The 18,596-nt window shown below is 59.0% G+C and carries 17 protein-coding genes; 2 read left to right on the top strand and 15 right to left on the bottom strand.

What is annotated here, in order from left to right:
• Nucleotides 1–30: 30 nt before the first annotated feature.
• From rnhB to rpsB, 15 genes are all read right to left on the bottom strand, one after another.
• Nucleotides 31–663, bottom strand: a complete 633-nt coding sequence (gene rnhB / locus BFQ03_RS13775) for a ribonuclease HII (protein WP_065943347.1) — start codon at nucleotides 661–663, stop codon at nucleotides 31–33.
• On the bottom strand, nucleotides 660–1,802 hold the full coding sequence (lpxB, locus tag BFQ03_RS13770) for a lipid-A-disaccharide synthase (RefSeq protein WP_162237634.1): 1,143 nt from the start codon (nucleotides 1,800–1,802) through the stop codon (nucleotides 660–662). Before lpxB ends, rnhB begins: the two co-directional genes overlap by 4 nt.
• Nucleotides 1,802–2,578 carry an acyl-ACP--UDP-N-acetylglucosamine O-acyltransferase gene (lpxA, locus tag BFQ03_RS13765; protein ID WP_032858160.1) on the bottom strand — a complete coding sequence of 259 codons (777 nt, stop codon included), beginning with the start codon at nucleotides 2,576–2,578 and terminating at the stop codon, nucleotides 1,802–1,804. Before lpxA ends, lpxB begins: the two co-directional genes overlap by 1 nt.
• Nucleotides 2,575–3,015, bottom strand: a complete 441-nt coding sequence (gene fabZ / locus BFQ03_RS13760) for a 3-hydroxyacyl-ACP dehydratase FabZ (protein ID WP_029297270.1) — start codon at nucleotides 3,013–3,015, stop codon at nucleotides 2,575–2,577. The genes lpxA and fabZ overlap by 4 nt, the downstream gene beginning before the upstream one ends.
• 110 nt (nucleotides 3,016–3,125) lie before the next feature.
• Nucleotides 3,126–4,181 (bottom strand): UDP-3-O-(3-hydroxymyristoyl)glucosamine N-acyltransferase, encoded by a 1,056-nt coding sequence (gene lpxD / locus BFQ03_RS13755; protein WP_032858161.1) that lies wholly within the window; start codon nucleotides 4,179–4,181, stop codon nucleotides 3,126–3,128.
• 3 nt (nucleotides 4,182–4,184) lie between these two features.
• Nucleotides 4,185–4,688 carry an OmpH/Skp family outer membrane protein gene (locus tag BFQ03_RS13750; RefSeq protein ID WP_003219314.1) on the bottom strand — a complete coding sequence of 168 codons (504 nt, stop codon included), beginning with the start codon at nucleotides 4,686–4,688 and terminating at the stop codon, nucleotides 4,185–4,187.
• Nucleotides 4,689–4,733: 45 nt separating this feature from the next.
• Nucleotides 4,734–7,121 (bottom strand): outer membrane protein assembly factor BamA, encoded by a 2,388-nt coding sequence (gene bamA / locus BFQ03_RS13745; RefSeq protein ID WP_032858162.1) that lies wholly within the window; start codon nucleotides 7,119–7,121, stop codon nucleotides 4,734–4,736.
• A gap of 74 nt (nucleotides 7,122–7,195) precedes the next feature.
• Complete coding sequence (rseP, locus tag BFQ03_RS13740) at nucleotides 7,196–8,548, bottom strand: sigma E protease regulator RseP (RefSeq protein ID WP_029297276.1); 1,353 nt, start codon at nucleotides 8,546–8,548, stop codon at nucleotides 7,196–7,198.
• A gap of 35 nt (nucleotides 8,549–8,583) precedes the next feature.
• Nucleotides 8,584–9,774 carry a 1-deoxy-D-xylulose-5-phosphate reductoisomerase gene (gene ispC / locus BFQ03_RS13735; protein WP_032858163.1) on the bottom strand — a complete coding sequence of 397 codons (1,191 nt, stop codon included), beginning with the start codon at nucleotides 9,772–9,774 and terminating at the stop codon, nucleotides 8,584–8,586.
• Nucleotides 9,771–10,577, bottom strand: coding sequence for a phosphatidate cytidylyltransferase (locus BFQ03_RS13730; protein ID WP_032858164.1), 807 nt, complete (start codon nucleotides 10,575–10,577; stop codon nucleotides 9,771–9,773). The genes ispC and BFQ03_RS13730 overlap by 4 nt, the downstream gene beginning before the upstream one ends.
• Nucleotides 10,577–11,332, bottom strand: coding sequence for a polyprenyl diphosphate synthase (uppS, locus tag BFQ03_RS13725; RefSeq protein ID WP_029297283.1), 756 nt, complete (start codon nucleotides 11,330–11,332; stop codon nucleotides 10,577–10,579). The genes BFQ03_RS13730 and uppS overlap by 1 nt, the downstream gene beginning before the upstream one ends.
• A 17-nt stretch (nucleotides 11,333–11,349) precedes the next feature.
• Entirely contained in the window at nucleotides 11,350–11,907 is a 558-nt protein-coding gene (frr, locus tag BFQ03_RS13720) for a ribosome recycling factor (protein ID WP_065943346.1), read from the bottom strand.
• Nucleotides 11,904–12,647 (bottom strand): UMP kinase, encoded by a 744-nt coding sequence (pyrH, locus tag BFQ03_RS13715; protein WP_019692086.1) that lies wholly within the window; start codon nucleotides 12,645–12,647, stop codon nucleotides 11,904–11,906. The genes frr and pyrH overlap by 4 nt, the downstream gene beginning before the upstream one ends.
• A 211-nt stretch (nucleotides 12,648–12,858) precedes the next feature.
• Complete coding sequence (gene tsf, locus BFQ03_RS13710) at nucleotides 12,859–13,722, bottom strand: translation elongation factor Ts (protein ID WP_003172264.1); 864 nt, start codon at nucleotides 13,720–13,722, stop codon at nucleotides 12,859–12,861.
• Nucleotides 13,723–13,915: 193 nt separating this feature from the next.
• Entirely contained in the window at nucleotides 13,916–14,656 is a 741-nt protein-coding gene (gene rpsB, locus BFQ03_RS13705) for a 30S ribosomal protein S2 (protein WP_029297291.1), read from the bottom strand.
• Nucleotides 14,657–15,042: 386 nt separating this feature from the next.
• On the opposite strand from rpsB, the gene map reads away from it, so the two are divergent.
• Together map and BFQ03_RS13695 are read left to right on the top strand one after the other, a co-directional pair.
• A complete protein-coding gene (gene map / locus BFQ03_RS13700; protein WP_032858167.1) occupies nucleotides 15,043–15,825 on the top strand; it encodes a type I methionyl aminopeptidase in 783 nt (260 codons plus the stop codon).
• 67 nt (nucleotides 15,826–15,892) lie between these two features.
• Nucleotides 15,893–18,595 (top strand): [protein-PII] uridylyltransferase, encoded by a 2,703-nt coding sequence (locus tag BFQ03_RS13695; RefSeq protein ID WP_032858169.1) that lies wholly within the window; start codon nucleotides 15,893–15,895, stop codon nucleotides 18,593–18,595.
• Nucleotide 18,596: the final 1 nt, after the last annotated feature.

Below are 18,596 nucleotides of genomic sequence, written 5' to 3'. Positions count from 1 at the left end.
CCGGGCCTTGAGTAAAACATCAGCCTGCGCCTAACGCTCGGCCAGGTTTTCGCGCGCCTCATAAGCCAGGCGTACCGGGGCAAACGAGCGGCGGTGGATCGGTGTCGGGCCCAATCGGGCCAGGGCTTCCAGATGAACGGGCGTCGGGTAGCCTTTATGGCCGCCAATGCCGTAGCCCGGATAGATCAATTCGAACGCCGCCATTTCACGGTCACGACTGACCTTGGCCAGGATCGAGGCGGCGGCAATCGCCGGAACCTTGCTATCACCCTTGACCACCGCTTCGGCCGGCATTGCCAGCTTCGGGCAGCGATTACCGTCGATCATCGCCAGTTTCGGGGTAATGTGCAGCCCCTCGACGGCGCGCTGCATGGCCAGCATCGTGGCGTGCAGGATATTCAGCTCGTCGATTTCCTCGACTTCGGCCCTGGCGATATACCAACTGAGGGCCTTTTCGCAAATTTCGTCAAACAGCTTTTCCCGACGGGCCTCAGTCAGTTTCTTCGAGTCGTTGAGGCCGAGGATCGGACGATTCGGATCCAGAATCACCGCCGCCGTGACCACCGCGCCGCACAGCGGGCCACGCCCTACTTCATCGACACCGGCAACCAGTTCGTGGGTTTGGGCAACCAGGCTGAAATCCAGGCCGATTTGCGTCTTCATAGGGTTTCCTGCTGGCGGCCGATCAAGGTCAACACGGCATCTGCTGCCTGGTTCGACGCATCACGGCGCAAGGTACGGTGAATTTCGTCAAACCCACGGGTCTGCTCTTCGCCACCGTCGATCAACGGCGCAATGGTCTGGGCCAATGCTTCGGGCGTTGCCGCGTCCTGCAACAACTCCGGCACCAACAAACGCTGGGCCAGCAGGTTGGGCAAGGAGATGTAGGGACTTTTGACCATGCGCTTGAGAATCCAGTAGGTCAGCGGCGCCAGGCGATAAGCCACGACCATCGGGCGTTTATAGAGCAAGGCCTCAAGCGTGGCGGTACCGGAAGCGATCAACACCGCATCGCAGGCGGCCAGGGCCAGGTGCGAGTGACCGTCGAGCAGTGTCAACGGCAGGTCGCGCCCCACCAACAAAGCCTCGATTTGTGCGCGTCGCTGCGGGCTGGAGCACGGCAGCACAAAACGCACCCCAGGCTTCAGGGCCTGCAGGCGTTCAGCCGCATCAAAGAACAGTGCGCCCAGACGACCGACCTCACCGCCACGACTGCCGGGCATCAACGCCACCAGCGGCCCCTCGGGCAAGCCCAGCTCGGCGCGGGCTGCGGCACGATCGGCCTGCAACGGGATGGTATCGGCCAGGGTATGGCCGACAAACCTTACCGGCACGCCCTTTTCTTCATAGAACCGTGCCTCGAAAGGCAGCAGGGTCAGCATCAGGTCGCAGCCTTCACGGATCTTCAAGACACGCTTCTGTCGCCACGCCCACACGGACGGGCTGACGTAATGCACGGTCTTGATCCCGGCCTGACGCAGCTTGAGTTCGATATTGAGGGTGAAGTCCGGTGCATCGATACCGATAAAGACATCCGGTTTCTCTGCAATCAGGGTCTGGATCAGCAGTTTGCGTCGAGCGAGCAGCTCGCGCAGGCGCCCGAGCACTTCCACCAGCCCCATGACCGACAAACGCTCCATGGGAAAGTAGGAAGTCAGGCCTTCGGCCTGCATCAATGGGCCGCCGACCCCGATGAACTCCACCGATGGATGCTGCGCCTTGAGCGCGCGCATCAGGCCAGCGCCCAATATATCGCCGGAAGCTTCTCCGGCCACCAATGCAATACGCAGTGTGACCATGATCAGCGGGTGATGCCGCGAGTCGATGCCTGGATCGAATCACGGAATATGGCAACTTCAGGAAACAACGCCGCCGGCTCAGCCAGCTCTGCCAGCGCCTGGTCAACCGTCAGGCCCTGGCGATACACCACCTTGTAGGCGCGACGCAGGGCATGGATTGCATCTTCGCTGAAACCTCGGCGGCGCATGCCTTCGAAGTTCATGCTGCGGGCTTCGGCAGGATTGCCAAATACCGTGACGAACGCCGGCACATCCTTACCAATAGCAGTACCCATGCCGGAAAAGCTGTGGGCGCCGATATGGCAATACTGATGCACCAGGGTGAAACCGGACAGGATCGCCCAGTCGTCAACGTGTACATGGCCGGCCAATGCAGTGTTGTTGACCAGGATGCAGTGGTTGCCAATCACACTGTCATGGCCGATGTGCGCATAGGCCATCACCAGATTGTGATCGCCCAGGGTGGTTTCTGCCCGGTCCTGCACAGTGCCACGGTGAATGGTCACGCCTTCACGAATGATGTTGTGATCACCGATTACCAGGCGGGTTTCTTCACCCTTGTACTTCATGTCCGGCGTATCTTCGCCTACCGAGGAAAACTGGTAGATACGATTGTGTTTGCCGATGCGGGTCGGACCCTTGAGGATCACGTGCGGCCCGATGACTGTTCCCTCGCCGATTTCCACACCTGCGCCGATGATCGACCACGGGCCGACCTCAACGTCGGCGGCCAGCACGGCCGTCGGATCGATGATTGCGCGAGGGTCAATCAAACTCATAGTTTGCGTTCCGCGCAGATAATTTCGGCGGAGCACACAGGTTTGCCGTCAACCGACGCCTGGCACTCGAATTTCCAGATCTGGCGCTTGCAGCTCACGAACTTGGCTTCCAGGATCAACTGGTCACCCGGGGTAACCGGGTTGCGGAAACGCAGTTTGTCGGAGCCCACGAAATAGTAAAGCGTGCCATCGGCAGGCTTCAGGTCGAGCATTTTAAAACCCAGGATACCAGCAGCCTGCGCCATTGCTTCGATGATCAACACGCCCGGCATGATCGGATGCGCCGGGAAGTGGCCATTGAAGAAGGGTTCGTTGATGCTGACATTCTTGTAGGCACGAATGCGCTTTTCCTCAACATTGAGCTCCACTACACGGTCCACCAGCAGGAACGGGTAACGGTGAGGCAGGTATTCGCGAATCTCGTTGATGTCCATCATTTCGGGGGGAAGCCTGTAATAAAGATTGGGAGCGCGCGGACTAAGGCACGCCCCTCTAGCAAATCAAGAAGGCAGTCTAGCTGCTGTGCACACTTGATATGGAAATGGTATCAGCCATCTGATGAAACATTACTGCCAGGGGTCACGTCCCCAACACGCTTTTCCAGATGTTTCAGGCGCCGCGCCATGTCGTCGAGCTGCCTTAAACGGGCCGCGCTCTTGCGCCACTCGGCCGCGGGTTGCATCGCCGTGCCGGAAGAATAGGCCCCAGGCTCGGTAATCGAATGGGTCACCATGGTCATGCCGGTAATGAAAACGTTGTCACACACATCGATATGGCCCACCAGACCGACACCGCCGGCCAGCATGCAGTGCTTGCCGATCTTGGTGCTGCCGGAAATGCCGACGCACGCAGCCATAGCCGTATGATCGCCAATCTGTACGTTGTGGGCGATCTGGATCTGGTTGTCGAGCTTCACACCATTGCCAATCACGGTATCGGCCAAAGCCCCGCGATCGACAGCAGTGTTGACGCCAATCTCCACATCATCACCAATCAGCACACCGCCAACCTGGGCAATCTTCTGCCAGATGCCCTTCTCATTGGCGAAGCCGAAGCCTTCGCCGCCGATCACGGCACCGGACTGAATCACCACACGCTGCCCGATACGCACATCGTGGTAGAGGGTCACGCGTGGTGCGAGCCAACCGCCTGCACCGATTTCACTGCGCGCACCGATAAAGCAATGAGCCCCTACCGTTACACCGGCGCCAATGCGCGCACCACTCTCGATCACCGCAAAAGCACCGATGCTCGCCGCAGGATCTACCTGTGCGTCATCGGCGATGACCGCAGAAGGATGTATGCCTGGAGCGGCCTTGGGTTTCGGGTCAAACAGGTGGGACACCCGCGCGTAAGCCGCATAAGGATCTGCCACCACCAGCGCATCCCCGGCAAACGTCTCGGCGTCAGCGGCCTTCAGCAATACTGCTGCGGCCTGGCTGTCGCCCAGGTATTTACGGTATTGGGGGTTTGCAAGGAAGCTCAACTGAGCTGGGCCAGCCTCCTGCAAGGTGGCTAGCCCAGTGATTTCTTTCTCCTTGGAGCCACGTAAGGTGGCCCCCAGGAACTCGGCCAACTCGCCGAGTTTGATAGTCGCGGTCATGGTTTACTTCAGCTGGTTCATGCGCTCGATCACCTGGCGGGTGATGTCGTATTGAGGCTTGACGTCGATCACGGCGCCACGCTCGAAGACCAGGTCAAAGGCACCTTTCTTGATGACTTCTTCCACAGCGCTGTCGAGTTTTGGCTTCAGTTGCTTGAGCATTTCACGGTCAGCAACAGCCTTGGCCTCGTTCAGCTCCTTGGACTGGAACTGATAGTCACGGGCCTTTTGCTTGAATTCAAGCTCCAGACGCTCGCGCTCGCCTTGCTGCATTTTATCGCCACCGGCGACCAGACGATCCTGAATACCCTTGGCACTGCTTTCCAGTGTCTTGAGCTTGGTCAGTTGTGGGCCGAATTTTTTCTCGGCATCCACGGCGTACTTCTTGGCCGCGTCGGATTCCAGCAGGGCCATCTGATAGTTCAGGACGGCGATTTTCATTTCGGCAAACGCCGGGGTTGCGACCAGCACGGTTGCCAGAAGAACCAATTGAGTCAACTTACGCACGATGCACTCCTACAGAATCCGTTGTCGTTATCTTGGGTCGGACGCTTAGAACGTCTGGCCGAGGGAAAATTGGAAAATCTGGGTTTCAGCGTTATCCGGTTTCTTGATCGGCATCGCCAAGGCGAAGCTCAATGGACCCAGGGCAGTAATCCAGGTCACACCTACACCCACGGAACTGGCCAGGTTACTCAGGCTGACATCGTTGCACTGAGTGTTGGACTTGATACCCGATGGGTTCCGGACCTGCTCGCACTTGGAGTCGAATACGTTACCCACATCCCAGAAGACCGAAGTACGCAGGGAACGCTGATCCTTGACGAATGGCAGCGGGAACAGAATTTCCGCACCACCTTGAATCAATACGTTACCACCGAACGGCAGCGGGTCGTTGTCGGAGTCAGCTACGGTGCCGGTATTACCGGTAATGCCAACACCACGGCTCGGCGTACCACGAGGGCCCAGGGTGCTGTCCTTGAAACCACGTACCGAGTTGAAGCCACCCGCGTAGTAGTTCTCGTAGAACGGCAGGCCGTCGGTCGAACCGTAGCCATCACCATAGCCCAATTCCGTGTGCAGGCGCATGGTGTAGTTATCGCTCAACGGCGTGAACAACTGGCCACGGTAGTCGAGCTTGAAGAACGACAGGTCGCTACCTGGGGTGGTGGCTTCCAGGGTCAGGCTCTGGGAGTGACCACGGGTGGCCAGCACGCCTTTGTTCAGGGTGGACTCGGACCAACCGGCCGAGGCCTTAAAGTTGAGGAACTTGTCACCTTCACGGCGGGTGAAGTCGAAGATCTCGTCCACGGTGTAGACACCGGTCTTGATTTCATCCTGCTGCGCAGTCAGGCCGAAGGTCAGGCGCGAGGTCTCACTGATCGGGTAGCCCACGTTGACACCGGCACCCAGGCTGTCGATCGCATAGCTTGCAACGTCGACGTCGAGGTCTTTGTAGTCGGTGGTGCGATAGAAGGCGTTGTAGCCCAGGCTCACGCCATCAGCAGTCCAGTAGGGGTCCACATAACCGAAGTTGTAGCGGCTCTGGTATTCGCTGCGGGTCAGGCCGATGGAAACCTTGTTACCGGTACCCAGGAAGTTGTTCTGGGTAATCGAGCCACCGAGGATCAGGCCGGCACTCTGTGCAAAACCGACGCTGGCGGTGATCGAACCGGACGCTTGCTCTTCCACGGCGTAGTTCACGTCAACCTGGTCATCCACACCCGGTACGGCCGGGGTCTCGACGTTGACTTCCTTGAAGAAGCCCAGACGCTCAAGACGAGTCTTGGACTGGTCGATCAGGTAGGTCGAAGCCCAGCCACCTTCCATCTGGCGCATTTCACGACGCAGCACTTCGTCCTCGGACTTGGTGTTGCCACGGAAGTTGATGCGGTTGACGTAGGCACGCTTGCCCGGATCGACGACAAAGGTGATGTCCACGGTATGGTCATCATCATGGGGGGTCGGCACGCCGTTGACGTTGGCGAAGGTATAGCCTTCGTTACCCAGGCGACGGGTGATCAGTTCAGAAGTGGTGGTCATCAGCTTGCGCGAGAACACCTGGTCCTTCTCAACCAGCAGCAGGGACTTGACCTGGTCTTCAGGCACTTTCAGGTCGCCGCTGAGTTTCACGTCACGTACGCGGTACTTCTCGCCTTCGTTGACGTTGACGGTGATGTAGACGTGTTTCTTGTCCGGCGTGATGGACACCTGGGTCGAAGCGATATCCATGTTGATATAGCCACGGTCCAGGTAGTAGGAGCGCAGACGCTCCAGGTCACCGGAGAGTTTTTCACGAGCGTACTTGTCGTCGTTCTTGAAGAACGACAGCCAGTTGGTGGTCTTGAGTTCGAACAGGTCGATCAGGTCTTCGTCGGCGAACTTGGTGTTGCCCACCACGTTGATGTGCTGGATCGCCGCCACGGTGCCTTCGTTGATGTTGACCTTCAGGCCGACACGGTTGCGCGGCTGCGGTACCACTTCGGTTTCCACGGAAGCGGAGTAACGGCCCTGGGCAACATATTGGCGTTGCAGCTCGTTACGTACGCCTTCGAGGGTGGCACGCTGGAAGATCTCGCCTTCGGCCAGGCCGGATTGCTTGAGACCCTTCATCAAGTCTTCAGTGGAGATCGCCTTGTTGCCTTCGATCTCGATACTGGCGACAGAAGGCCGCTCCACGACAGTGATGACCAGGACGTTGCCTTCACGACCCAGTTGGATATCTTGAAAGAAGCCGGTTTTGAACAGCGCACGAGTGGATTCCACCAGGCGACGGTCGTCAGCCTGTTCCCCAACGTTCAACGGCAAGGCGCCAAACACGCTACCCGCGGAAACCCGCTGGAGGCCGTTGACGCGAATATCGGAGATGGTGAAGGACTCGGCGTGAACTTCGGCGATCATCAATACGGTGAGAACCGCAGTTAGCAGCAGACGTTTCATGAAGTCCTTTCTTATTCCAACTGGCAATAAACAAACTGCCGCAAAATGCGGCAGATTCGCAATTCAGCGAAGCGTTACAGTCGTCCCAGATCGTTGACCAAGGCTAACAACATCACCCCGACCACCAAACTGATACCGATCTGTATCCCCCAACCCTGCACCCGATCCGACAAGGGGCGACCACGCACCCACTCGACGAGATAAAACAACAGATGCCCCCCATCCAATACTGGAATGGGCAACAAATTCAGAACCCCAAGGCTAATACTCAGATAAGCCAGGAAATTCAGGAAATCAGCAACACCCGACTGGGCAGAAGCGCCCGCCACTTTAGCAATGGTTATCGGTCCACTCAAGTTTTTTACCGAGAGCTCGCCGAACAACATTTTCTTCAGGGAATCGAGGGTCAGCACACTCATGGTCCAAGTGCGTCGCGCGCCCTCGCCAATGGCTGCCAACGGCCCGAAACTGACCTCCCTCACCATCGATGGCGGCCATTCGACACCTTTGACCCCGGCGCCCAGATACCCGCCGGCCGCCTTGGCCTCCCCACGCACCGCAAGCGTGACAGGGACGTCGATTTGAGCACCATCGCGCTCAACTTTCAGCACAATTTTCGTATCAGGACGTACACGAACCAGATCGACCACTTGCTGCCAGTCACCCAGTGCCTGGCCATCCAGGGCCAGCAAGCGGTCGCCGGTCTTCAGGCCGGCAGCCTGGGCTGGGCCCTTGGGATCGAGTTCTGCCAATACTGGCGGCAGTGCCGGGCGCCACGGACGAATGCCCAGGGACTTGATCGGATCAGGCTCGTCGGCGCCCTTGAGCCACTTGTCCAGCACCAGTTCACGCGGTGTCTCGGCTGTCGAGTCCTGCTCGCGCACCACCAGTTGCACCGTGCCGCTTTCGCCCAGGCGCCGGACCAATTGCAGATTGACCGCGCCCCAACCCGTGGTCGGCTCACCATCAATGGCAACGATTTCCTGGCCGGCGCTCAATCCGGCCTTGGCGGCAATACTGCCCGCCTCGACCGCACCGATGACCGGGCGCACCTGCTGGCTGCCCAGCATGGCCAGGACCCAGAAGAACACCATGGCCAGCAGGAAGTTGGCGATCGGACCAGCCGCCACGATGGCGATACGCTGACGGACGGTCTTGCGGTTAAAGGATTGATCCAGTTGATCAGCCGGCACTTCGCCTTCGCGCTCGTCGAGCATCTTGACGTAGCCGCCCAGGGGAATGGCTGCAATCACGAATTCGGTGCCGCGCCGGTCATGCCAGCGCAGCAGCGGCATACCAAAGCCCACGGAGAAGCGCAGGACCTTGACGCCACAACGGCGCGCCACCCAGAAATGACCAAATTCGTGGAAAGTGACCAGCACACCCAGAGCAACCAGGGTGCCGACAATCATATAGAGCGCACTCATCTAATCTCTCCGCATTCCAATCCAGCGCCTGGCGACTAACCCGCGTGACGCTTCAACCATTGCTCGGCCAAGACCCGGGCCTTGGCATCCGCCTCGAACACGGCGCCCAAATCATTCACGGCAACCACGGGCTCCAGGCTCAAAATTTCCTCGATGATACGCGCGATCTGTGGAAAACGGATGCGTCGATCCAGAAACGCGGCAACCGCCACCTCATTTGCCGCGTTAAGCATCGCCGGCGCGCTGTTGCCCGCCTCTGCTGCCTCACGCGCCAGGCGCAGGCAAGGGAAGCGCTGCTCATCCGGCGCTTCGAAATCCAGACGCGCAATGGCAAACAGGTCCAGGGGCGCAACACCGGAGTCGATACGCTCGGGCCAGGCCAGGGCATTGGCGATAGGCGTGCGCATGTCGGGGTTGCCCAACTGGGCCAGAACCGAACCGTCCACATAATCGACCAGGGAATGAATCACGCTTTGCGGATGAATCACCACCTCGACCTGTTCAGCCCGGGCATCGAACAACCAGCAGGCCTCGATCAGCTCCAGGCCCTTGTTCATCATGCTCGCCGAATCCACCGAAATCTTGCGCCCCATCGACCAATTGGGATGAGCACAAGCCTGATCCGGAGAAACGTGCTCCAGTTCAGCCAACGGTGTCTGACGGAACGGGCCGCCGGAGGCGGTCAGCAGGATGCGGCGCACGCCCACCTGGCTCAGGCCGCGGGCGAAATCGCCAGGCATGCATTGAAAAATCGCGTTGTGCTCGCTGTCCAGCGGCAACAGCACGGCACCGCTCTTGCGCACGGCTTGCATAAACAGCGCGCCGGACATGACCAGCGCTTCTTTATTGGCCAACAGGATCTTCTTGCCAGCATCGACCGCCGCAAGGGTTGGACGCAAGCCGGCGGCGCCGACAATGGCCGCGACCACGGTATCCACTTCAGAAGCGGCAGACACCTGGCACAAGCCCTCCTCGCCGACCAGCACCTGGGTCGACAACCCTGCTGCCCGCAGATCATCCTGCAAGCCACGAGCAGCAACGGCATCCGGTACCACTGCGAACTGCGGCACATGCCGAACGCACAGCGCCAACAGCTCGCTCAAGCGACTGAAGCCGGTCAGGGCAAACACCTGATAGCGCTCAGGGTGACGGGCAATCACATCCAGCGTGCTCAACCCGACCGAGCCAGTGGCCCCCAGCACGGTAACCTGCTGCAAGCGGCTCACGAGGTAGCCATCCACAACAGCACGGCAAAGACCGGGATCGCCGCCGTCAGGCTGTCGATGCGATCCAGCACACCGCCATGCCCGGGCAGCAAATTACTGCTGTCTTTGATACCTGCCTGGCGCTTGAACATGCTTTCGGTGAGGTCGCCGACCACCGAGATCAGCACCACCACTGCCGCCGCAATCAGCGCCAGAAGTATCTGTTTGACGCTCCAATCACGTACGACGCCGACAACAGCGGTAATCACCAGTGTCAGCACCAGACCGCCGTACACCCCTTCCCAGCTCTTGCCGGGACTGACTGCCGGGGCCAGCTTGCGCTTGCCAAAGGCACGGCCGGAGAAGTACGCGCCAATATCCGCGCCCCAGACCAACACCATCACCGCCATGATCAACCAGTTACCCAGGGCCATGTGCTTGATATAGACCAGTCCCTGCCAGGCCGGCAGTAGAATCAGCAGACCGATCACCAGCTTGCAGGCGACGCTGGACCACTGGCCACTGGTACGCGGGTAGGTCAACACCAGGAACGTCGCCAACGCCCACCACAGTACCGCAGCCCCCAGCACCCAAGGGGCGACATCCGGCAGGATATACATCAGGAACAGCAACAGCGCGACAATGGCGGCGTACACCACACGCGGCAATTGCTCGGCAAACCCTGCCAGGCGCGCCCATTCCCAGGCGCCCAAGGTCACGACCAGACCGATGAACAATGCAAAGCCTGCACCTTCGAGCAGGAAAAACCCGCACAGGGCGATTGGCAGCAGGATCAGTGCCGTGATGATTCGTTGTTTAAGCATTAAACCCGGGCTCCAGCTTCGATCTGCTCGCTCGTTTTACCGAAGCGACGCTGACGGGAAGCGAAATCGGCCAGCGCATTGCGCATGGCATCGTGTTTGAAGTCCGGCCAGAACAGGTCGGAGAAGTACAGCTCGGTATAGGCCAACTGCCACAACAGGAAGTTGCTGATGCGGTGTTCGCCACCGGTACGGATGCACAGGTCCGGCAACGGCAGGTCGCCGGTCACCAGGCAGGTTTGCAACAGCTCGGGCGTGATGTCTTCCGGGCGCAGATGGCCGGCCTGCACTTCACGCGCCAGGCGCTGTGCTGCCTGGGCGATATCCCATTGGCCACCATAATTGGCGGCGATTTGCAGGACGAAGCGGTTGCTGCCAGCCGTGATTGCCTCGGCTTCACGCATGGCCGCCTGCAGTTCCGGATGGAACCGCGAGCGGTCGCCGATGATGCGCAGGCTGATGTTGTTGTCGTTCAGGCGCTTGGCCTCGCGACGCAAAGCCTTGAAGAACAGGTCCATCAAGGCGCTGACTTCGTCGGCCGGCCGCTGCCAGTTTTCACTGGAGAAGGCAAACAAGGTCAAGACCTCGACCTTGGCCTCGGCACACACCTCGATCACGGCCCGTACAGCATCGACACCCGCTTTATGCCCGGCAACACCTGGCATAAAGCGTTTCTTCGCCCAGCGATTATTCCCATCCATGATGATCGCGACATGGCGCGGCACCACAGAGGGTACAGTCTGCTTGGTCTTTTCCATGAAGGCGTCCTGACCCCTTATACGGCCATCAGGTCCTTTTCTTTCTCTTCCGTGGCCTTGGTGATCTGGGCCTCGGCGTCCTTGGTCAGCTTGTCGATATCGGCGACGGCACGGCGCTCTTCGTCTTCGCTGATTTCCTTGTCCTTGACCAGCTTCTTCAGGTCACCCAGGGCATCACGACGGATGTTGCGCACGGCAACACGGGCATCTTCAGCCGCGCTGCGCGCCTGCTTGGTGAAGCCCTTGCGGGTTTCTTCAGTCAGGGCAGGCATGGAGATCAGCAGCAACTCACCCAGGTTGGTTGGGTTGAGGTTCAGGCCAGCGCTCTGGATCGCCTTGTCGACAGCGGCCAGCATGTTGCGCTCGAACGCCACGACCTGCAGGGTCCGGGAGTCCTTGACGGTAACGTTGGCAACGCCGCTCAGCGGAGTGTCGGAGCCGTAGTAAGGCACCATCACGCTACCCAGGATGCTTGGGTGGGCCTTGCCGGTACGAATCTGGCCAAATGCGTGGGCCAGAGACTCCAGGGTTTTTTGCATACGCGCCTGGGCGTCTTTCTTGATTTCGTTGATCATTGTTCGCCTTCCTCGATCAGAGTCCCTTCTGCGCCGCCGTGTACGATATTCAGCAGGGCGCCGGGCTTGTTCATGTTAAATACGCGCAGCGGCATCTTGTGGTCGCGGCACAGGCAGATTGCCGTCAGATCCATCACGCCCAGCTTGCGATCCAGCACTTCATCATAAGTCAGATGATCGAACTTCTCGGCATGCGGGTCCTTGAATGGATCAGCGGTGTAGACACCATCAACCTTGGTGGCCTTGAGCACTACGTCGGCATCGATTTCGATGGCGCGCAGGCAGGCAGCAGAGTCGGTGGTAAAGAACGGGTTGCCGGTGCCGGCAGCAAAGATCACCACCTCTTTGGCGTTCAGGTGGCGCATGGCTTTGCGACGATCGTAATGATCGGTCACACCAACCATGGAAATGGCCGACATCACGATGGCCGAGATATTGGCACGCTCCAGGGCGTCGCGCATGGCCAGGGCGTTCATCACAGTGGCCAGCATGCCCATGTGGTCGCCGGTGACCCGATCCATGCCAGCAGCACTGAGCGCTGCGCCACGGAACAGGTTGCCCCCCCCAATCACCAGGCCGACCTGGACACCGATGCCGACCAGTTGGCCGACTTCCAGTGCCATGCGGTCAAGCACCTTGGGATCGATCCCGAACTCTTCCGAGCCCATCAGGGCCTCGCCGCTAAGCTTGAGTAGAATGCGTTTATAGCGAGCCTGATAACCACTGCCCTGCTGAGCCATTGCGAATCTCTCCTGCGGCGTATTTTTAAAAAATTCTTGGCGAGCCGTTTACGGCTTGCGTTCACTCTAGCTGGACGCTGTCACAGCGCCATCGGAACACGGCTTTGTAAGCCAGTTCCAAAGGGAAGCCAAATAAAATTGAACATCCCATTTGAAAAGAGGCTGCGCGCGTGAGCGGGCAGCCTCTCTTGGGCGACAGTTGAAAACTGTCTTACTGCTTGGCGGCAGCCAGCTGGGCAGCAACTTCTTCAGCGAAGTTGTCGACCGGCTTCTCGATGCCGTCGCCTACTTTGAAGTAGGTGAAGGAAACGATTTCAGCACCGGCTTTCTTGGCCAGTTCGCCAACCTTGATTTCAGGGTTCTTGACGAACGCCTGCTCAACCAGGCTTGCTTCAGCCAGGAACTTGCTGATACGGCCTTTGACCATGTTCTCAACAATGTTTTCTGGCTTGCCTTTGATTTTTTCTTCGTTCAGCTGCAGGAACACAGCTTTTTCGCGCTCGATCGCTTCGGCAGAAACTTCCGAAGGCAGCAGGAACTCAGGGTTGCTGGCCGCTACGTGCATAGCGATGTCTTTGGCCAGCTCAACGTTGCCGCCCTTGAGGACAACTGCAACACCGATCTTGTTACCGTGCAGGTAACCACCAACAACATCACCTTCAACACGTACCAGGCGACGGATGTTGACGTTTTCGCCAACCTTGCCGACCAGTACCAGGCGATCGGCTTCTTGAGCGGCGATCAGCGGAGCGGCGTCAGTCAGTTTGTCGGCGAACGCTTTTTCAACGCTAGCAGCAACAAATGCCTTGAAGTCGTCCTGCAGGGCCAGGAAGTCGGTCTGCGAGTTCACTTCCAGCAGAACGGCGGACTTGCCGTCTTCTTTCAGAGCGATAGCGCCTTCAGCAGCGACGTTGCCTGCTTTCTTGGCAGCCTTGATCGCGCCCGAAGCACGCATGTCATCAATGGCTTTTTCGATGTCGCCGTCAGCCTTTTCCAGGGCTTTCTTGCAATCCATCATGCCTTCGCCAGTACGCTCACGCAGTTCTTTAACCAACGCTGCAGTAATTGCTGCCATTTTCAAATTCCTCTTGGATAGGTTTTCAACCATTCCACCCGACTTGTACGGGCGTTCAATTCTTCCCGAACCACCCTTGTTAACCGCTGCACGTTACAGATGCTGTAGCTGTGCCGCTCACAAATGGTTTTCGAGGTGGCAAAAAGGGGGCCAAGCCCCCTTTTTGCTTACTGAGTCAACGCCAGGGCGTCAATTACTCAGCTGCAGCGACCGGTGCTTCTTCAGCAGCGAACTCTACGGTGCCGCCGCCAACATTGTTGCGGCCACGGATTACAGCGTCAGCCATCGAACCCATGTACAGCTGGATAGCGCGGATTGCGTCATCGTTGCCTGGGATGATGTAGTCAACGCCTTCCGGGCTGCTGTTGGTATCGACTACGCCGATAACCGGGATGCCCAGCTTGTTGGCTTCGGTGATCGCGATGCGCTCGTGATCAACGTCGATAACGAACAGTGCGTCAGGCAGACCGCCCATGTCCTTGATACCACCCAGGGAACGATCGAGCTTTTCCAGGTCACGGGAGCGCATCAGCGCTTCTTTCTTGGTCAGCTTGGCGAAAGTACCGTCTTCGGCTTGCACTTCAAGGTCACGCAGACGCTTGATGGAAGCACGGATGGTTTTGAAGTTGGTCAGCATGCCGCCCAACCAGCGGTGATCGACGTACGGCGAACCGCAACGTGCTGCTTCTTCAGCAACGATCTTGCCAGCGGAACGCTTGGTGCCGACGAACAGAATCTTGTTTTTGCCCTGGGCCAGGCGCTCTACGAAAGTCAGAGCTTCGTTGAACATTGGCAGGGTTTTTTCAAGGTTGATAATGTGGATCTTGTTACGCGCGCCGAAAATGTACTTACCCATTTTCGGGTTCCAGTAACGGGTCTGGTGACCGAAGTGCACACCGGCCTTCAGCATATCGCGCATGTTGACTTGGGACATGATAGTTCCTTAATAAGTCGGGTTTGGCCTCCACGTATCCCAATGACCAACCAGCGGCATCAAGGCCTCCGGCACCCAGGTCATCGTGTCGACACGTGTGTGGATTTAAGCTTTGCGGGGTATCCCCGGAAAGCGGCGCATTTTATACCACAGCAACGACAAAAACGAAACCCGCAATCGCACTTACCTCCCGTCGTCGCCACCCAAGCCATTGAATCGGGTGAAAATACCCACACCTAATAGAGAGAAGCGATAGCCAGACACTCATGGTTTGCACCTTGCGTCTGTTAGAATCGCGTTTTTTGGGCTTGTGCGAACGTTGCACCTTTTTGTCGCACTCCCGTAAACCGTACTGATTTCAGCGCGTCGCGCTAGAGAGAGCCTGTATGACCGTTACCCTGAAAACCGCCGAAGATATCGCAGGCATGCGCGTTGCCGGCAAACTGGCTGCCGACGTTCTGGAAATGATTGCCGAACATGTCAAACCCGGCGTGACCACCGAAGCCCTGGACCGCATCTGCCACGACTATATTGTTGACGTGCAGAAAGCCATCCCTGCGCCACTGAACTACAAAGGCTTCCCCAAGTCGATCTGCACCTCGATCAACCACGTGGTCTGCCACGGGATCCCAGGCGACAAGCCGCTGAAAGACGGCGACACCCTGAACATCGACGTCACCGTGATCAAGGACGGCTACCACGGCGATACCAGCCGCATGTTCCACGTCGGCAACGTGCCGGTATGGGCCGAACGCCTGTCCCAGGTCACCCAGGAATGCATGTACAAGGCCATTGAACTGGTCAAGCCGGGCTGCCGCCTGGGCGATATCGGTGAAGTGATCCAGAAACACGCCGAAAAGAACGGTTTCTCGGTCGTCCGCGAATTCTGCGGCCACGGCATCGGCAAAGTGTTCCACGAAGAGCCACAGATCCTGCACTACGGCCGTGCTGGCACCGGTATGGAGCTCAAGGCAGGCATGACCTTCACCATCGAGCCGATGATCAACCAGGGCAAGGCCGACACCAAGGTACTGGGCGACGGCTGGACCGCCATCACCAAGGACCGCAAGCTCTCGGCACAGTGGGAACACACCCTGCTGGTCACCGAGACCGGCTACGAGATCTTCACCCTGCGCGCCGATGACACGATTCCCCGCGTTTCGGCCTGATGCTTGCAGCGGGCTTTCCAGATAGCAACGCTGTGACCTCCAGATAGATAGAAAGGAAAGCCGATCGATGCCCCAGGTGGATCCCGAACTCTTCGACCGTGGCCAGTTCCAGGCGGAACTGGCACTGAAGGCAAGCCCGATTGCCGCCTTCAAGAAGGCCATCCGCCAGGCCCGCGAGGTGCTCGACGAGCGCTTTCGCAGCGGTCGGGACATCCGCCGGCTGATCGAGGATCGCGCCTGGTTCGTCGATAACATCCTGCAAAAGGCCTGGGAGCAGTTCGACTGGAGCGAGGACGCCGATATTGCCCTGGTGGCCGTCGGCGGCTATGGCCGGGGCGAACTGCACCCCTACTCCGATATCGACCTGCTGATCCTGCTGGACAGTGCCGACCACGAGATCTTTCGCGATTCCATCGAGCGTTTTCTGACGCTGTTGTGGGATATCGGCCTGGAAGTCGGTCAGAGCGTTCGCTCAGTGGATGAATGCGCCGAAGAAGCCCGCGCCGACCTGACGGTGGTCACCAACCTGATGGAAAGCCGCACCATCTGCGGCCCCGAGCGCCTGCGCCAGCGCATGCTGGAAGTCACCAGTACCGCGCATATGTGGCCGAGCAAGGAGTTCTTCCTGGCCAAGCGCGCCGAGCAGAAAGCCCGGCATCACAAGTACAACGACACCGAGTACAACCTGGAACCCAACGTCAAGGGCTCGCCTGGCGGACTGCGGGACATCCAGACAATTTTGTGGGTGGCCCGTCGTCAGTACGGCACCCTGAACCTGCGGGCCCTGGCCGGCGAAGGCTTTTTGGTAGAGAGCGAAAACGCCCTGCTGGCCTCGTCCCAGGAGTTCCTCTGGAAAGTGCGTTATGCCCTGCATATGCTGGCCGGACGCTCCGAAGATCGCTTGCTGTTCGACCACCAGCGTTCCATCGCCGCCCTGCTGGGCTTCGAGGGCGAGGACGCGAAGACCAGCATCGAAAGCTTCATGCAGCAGTACTACCGGGTGGTCATGAGCATCGCCCAGCTCAGCGACCTGATCATCCAGCACTTTGAAGAAGTGATCCTGGCCCCCGAAGACGAAGCGCCGCCGCAACCGATCAACGCACGCTTCCAACTGCACGACGGCTATATCGAGGCGCGCAACGACTACGTGTTCAAGCGTACGCCATTTGCCATGCTGGAAATCTTCGTGTTGATGGCCCAGCAGCCGGAAATCAAGGGCGTGCGCGCCGACACCATTCGTTTGCTGCGGGAAAACCGTCATCTGATCGATGACGAGTTCCGCCACGACATCCGCAATACCAGCCTGTTTATCGAACTGTTCAAGTGCAAGATCGGCATCCACCGCAACCTGCGCCGGATGAACCGCTACGGCATCCTTGGGCGCTACCTGCCGGAGTTCGGCTTTATCGTCGGGCAGATGCAACACGACCTGTTCCACATCTATACGGTCGACGCCCACACCCTGAACCTGATCAAGCACCTGCGTAAGCTGCAATACACCCAAGTGTCAGAGAAATTCCCGCTAGCCAGCAAGTTGATGGCCAAGCTGCCCAAGCCTGAGCTGATCTACCTGGCCGGCCTGTACCACGATATCGGCAAGGGCCGGCATGGCGACCACTCGGAAATCGGCGCAGTGGACGCCGAAGCCTTCTGCCAGCGCCACCAACTGCCGCAGTGGGACAGCCGCCTGATCGTGTGGCTGGTGCAGAACCACCTGGTGATGTCCACCACCGCCCAGCGCAAGGACTTGTCCGACCCGCAGGTCATCCACGACTTTGCACAGATCGTCGGCGACGAAACCCGCCTCGACTACCTGTACGTGCTGACCGTCTCCGACATCAATGCCACCAACCCGACCCTTTGGAACTCATGGCGCGCCAGCCTGTTGCGCCAGCTTTATACCGAGACCAAGCGCGCGCTGCGCCGGGGCCTGGAAAACCCGGTGGATCGCGAAGAGCAGATCCGCCGCACCCAGAGCGCGGCCCTGGATATCCTGGTACGCGGCGGCAATGACCCGGATGATGTCGAACAGCTCTGGTCCCAACTGGGCGATGACTATTTCCTGCGTCACACCGCAGGTGACGTGGCCTGGCATACCGATGCCATCCTCCAGCAACCGGCCGACGGCGGCCCGCTGGTGTTGATCAAGGAAACCACTCAGCGCGAATTCGAAGGCGGTACGCAGATCTTCATCTATGCCCCGGACCAGCATGACTTCTTCGCCGTGACCGTGGCCGCAATGGACCAGCTCAACCTGAACATTCATGACGCACGGGTCATTACCTCCAGCAGCCAGTTCACCCTCGACACCTATATCGTGCTCGACACCGAAGGCGAGTCCATCGGCGACAACCCCGAGCGCGTGAAAAAGATCCGCGAAGGCCTGACCGAAGCCCTGCGCAACCCCGACGACTACCCGACTATCATCCAACGTCGGGTACCGCGCCAGCTCAAGCACTTCGCCTTTGCGCCACAGGTGACAATCCACAACGACGCCCAGCGCCCCGTGACGGTACTGGAACTCAGCGCACCGGATCGCCCTGGCCTGCTGGCACGGATCGGCGGGATTTTCCTGGAGTTCGACCTGTCGCTGCAGAACGCCAAGATTGCCACCCTGGGCGAGCGGGTCGAAGACGTGTTCTTTATTACCGACGCCGACAACCAACCCCTGTCCGACCCTGAATTGTGCCGCCGCTTGCAGGACGCCATCGTCGCGCAATTGAGCGTGAACCAGGAGCCCGGAGTCGAGCTGACGCGCCTGACCCTATGAA

The sequence above is a fragment of the Pseudomonas sp. 25 R 14 genome, assembly GCF_900004755.1.
In the GTDB taxonomy this organism is placed as follows: Bacteria; Pseudomonadota; Gammaproteobacteria; order Pseudomonadales; family Pseudomonadaceae; genus Aquipseudomonas; species Aquipseudomonas brenneri.
Note: the sequence above shows the minus strand (reverse complement) of the source record. Positions and strands in the feature narration are given on the sequence as shown.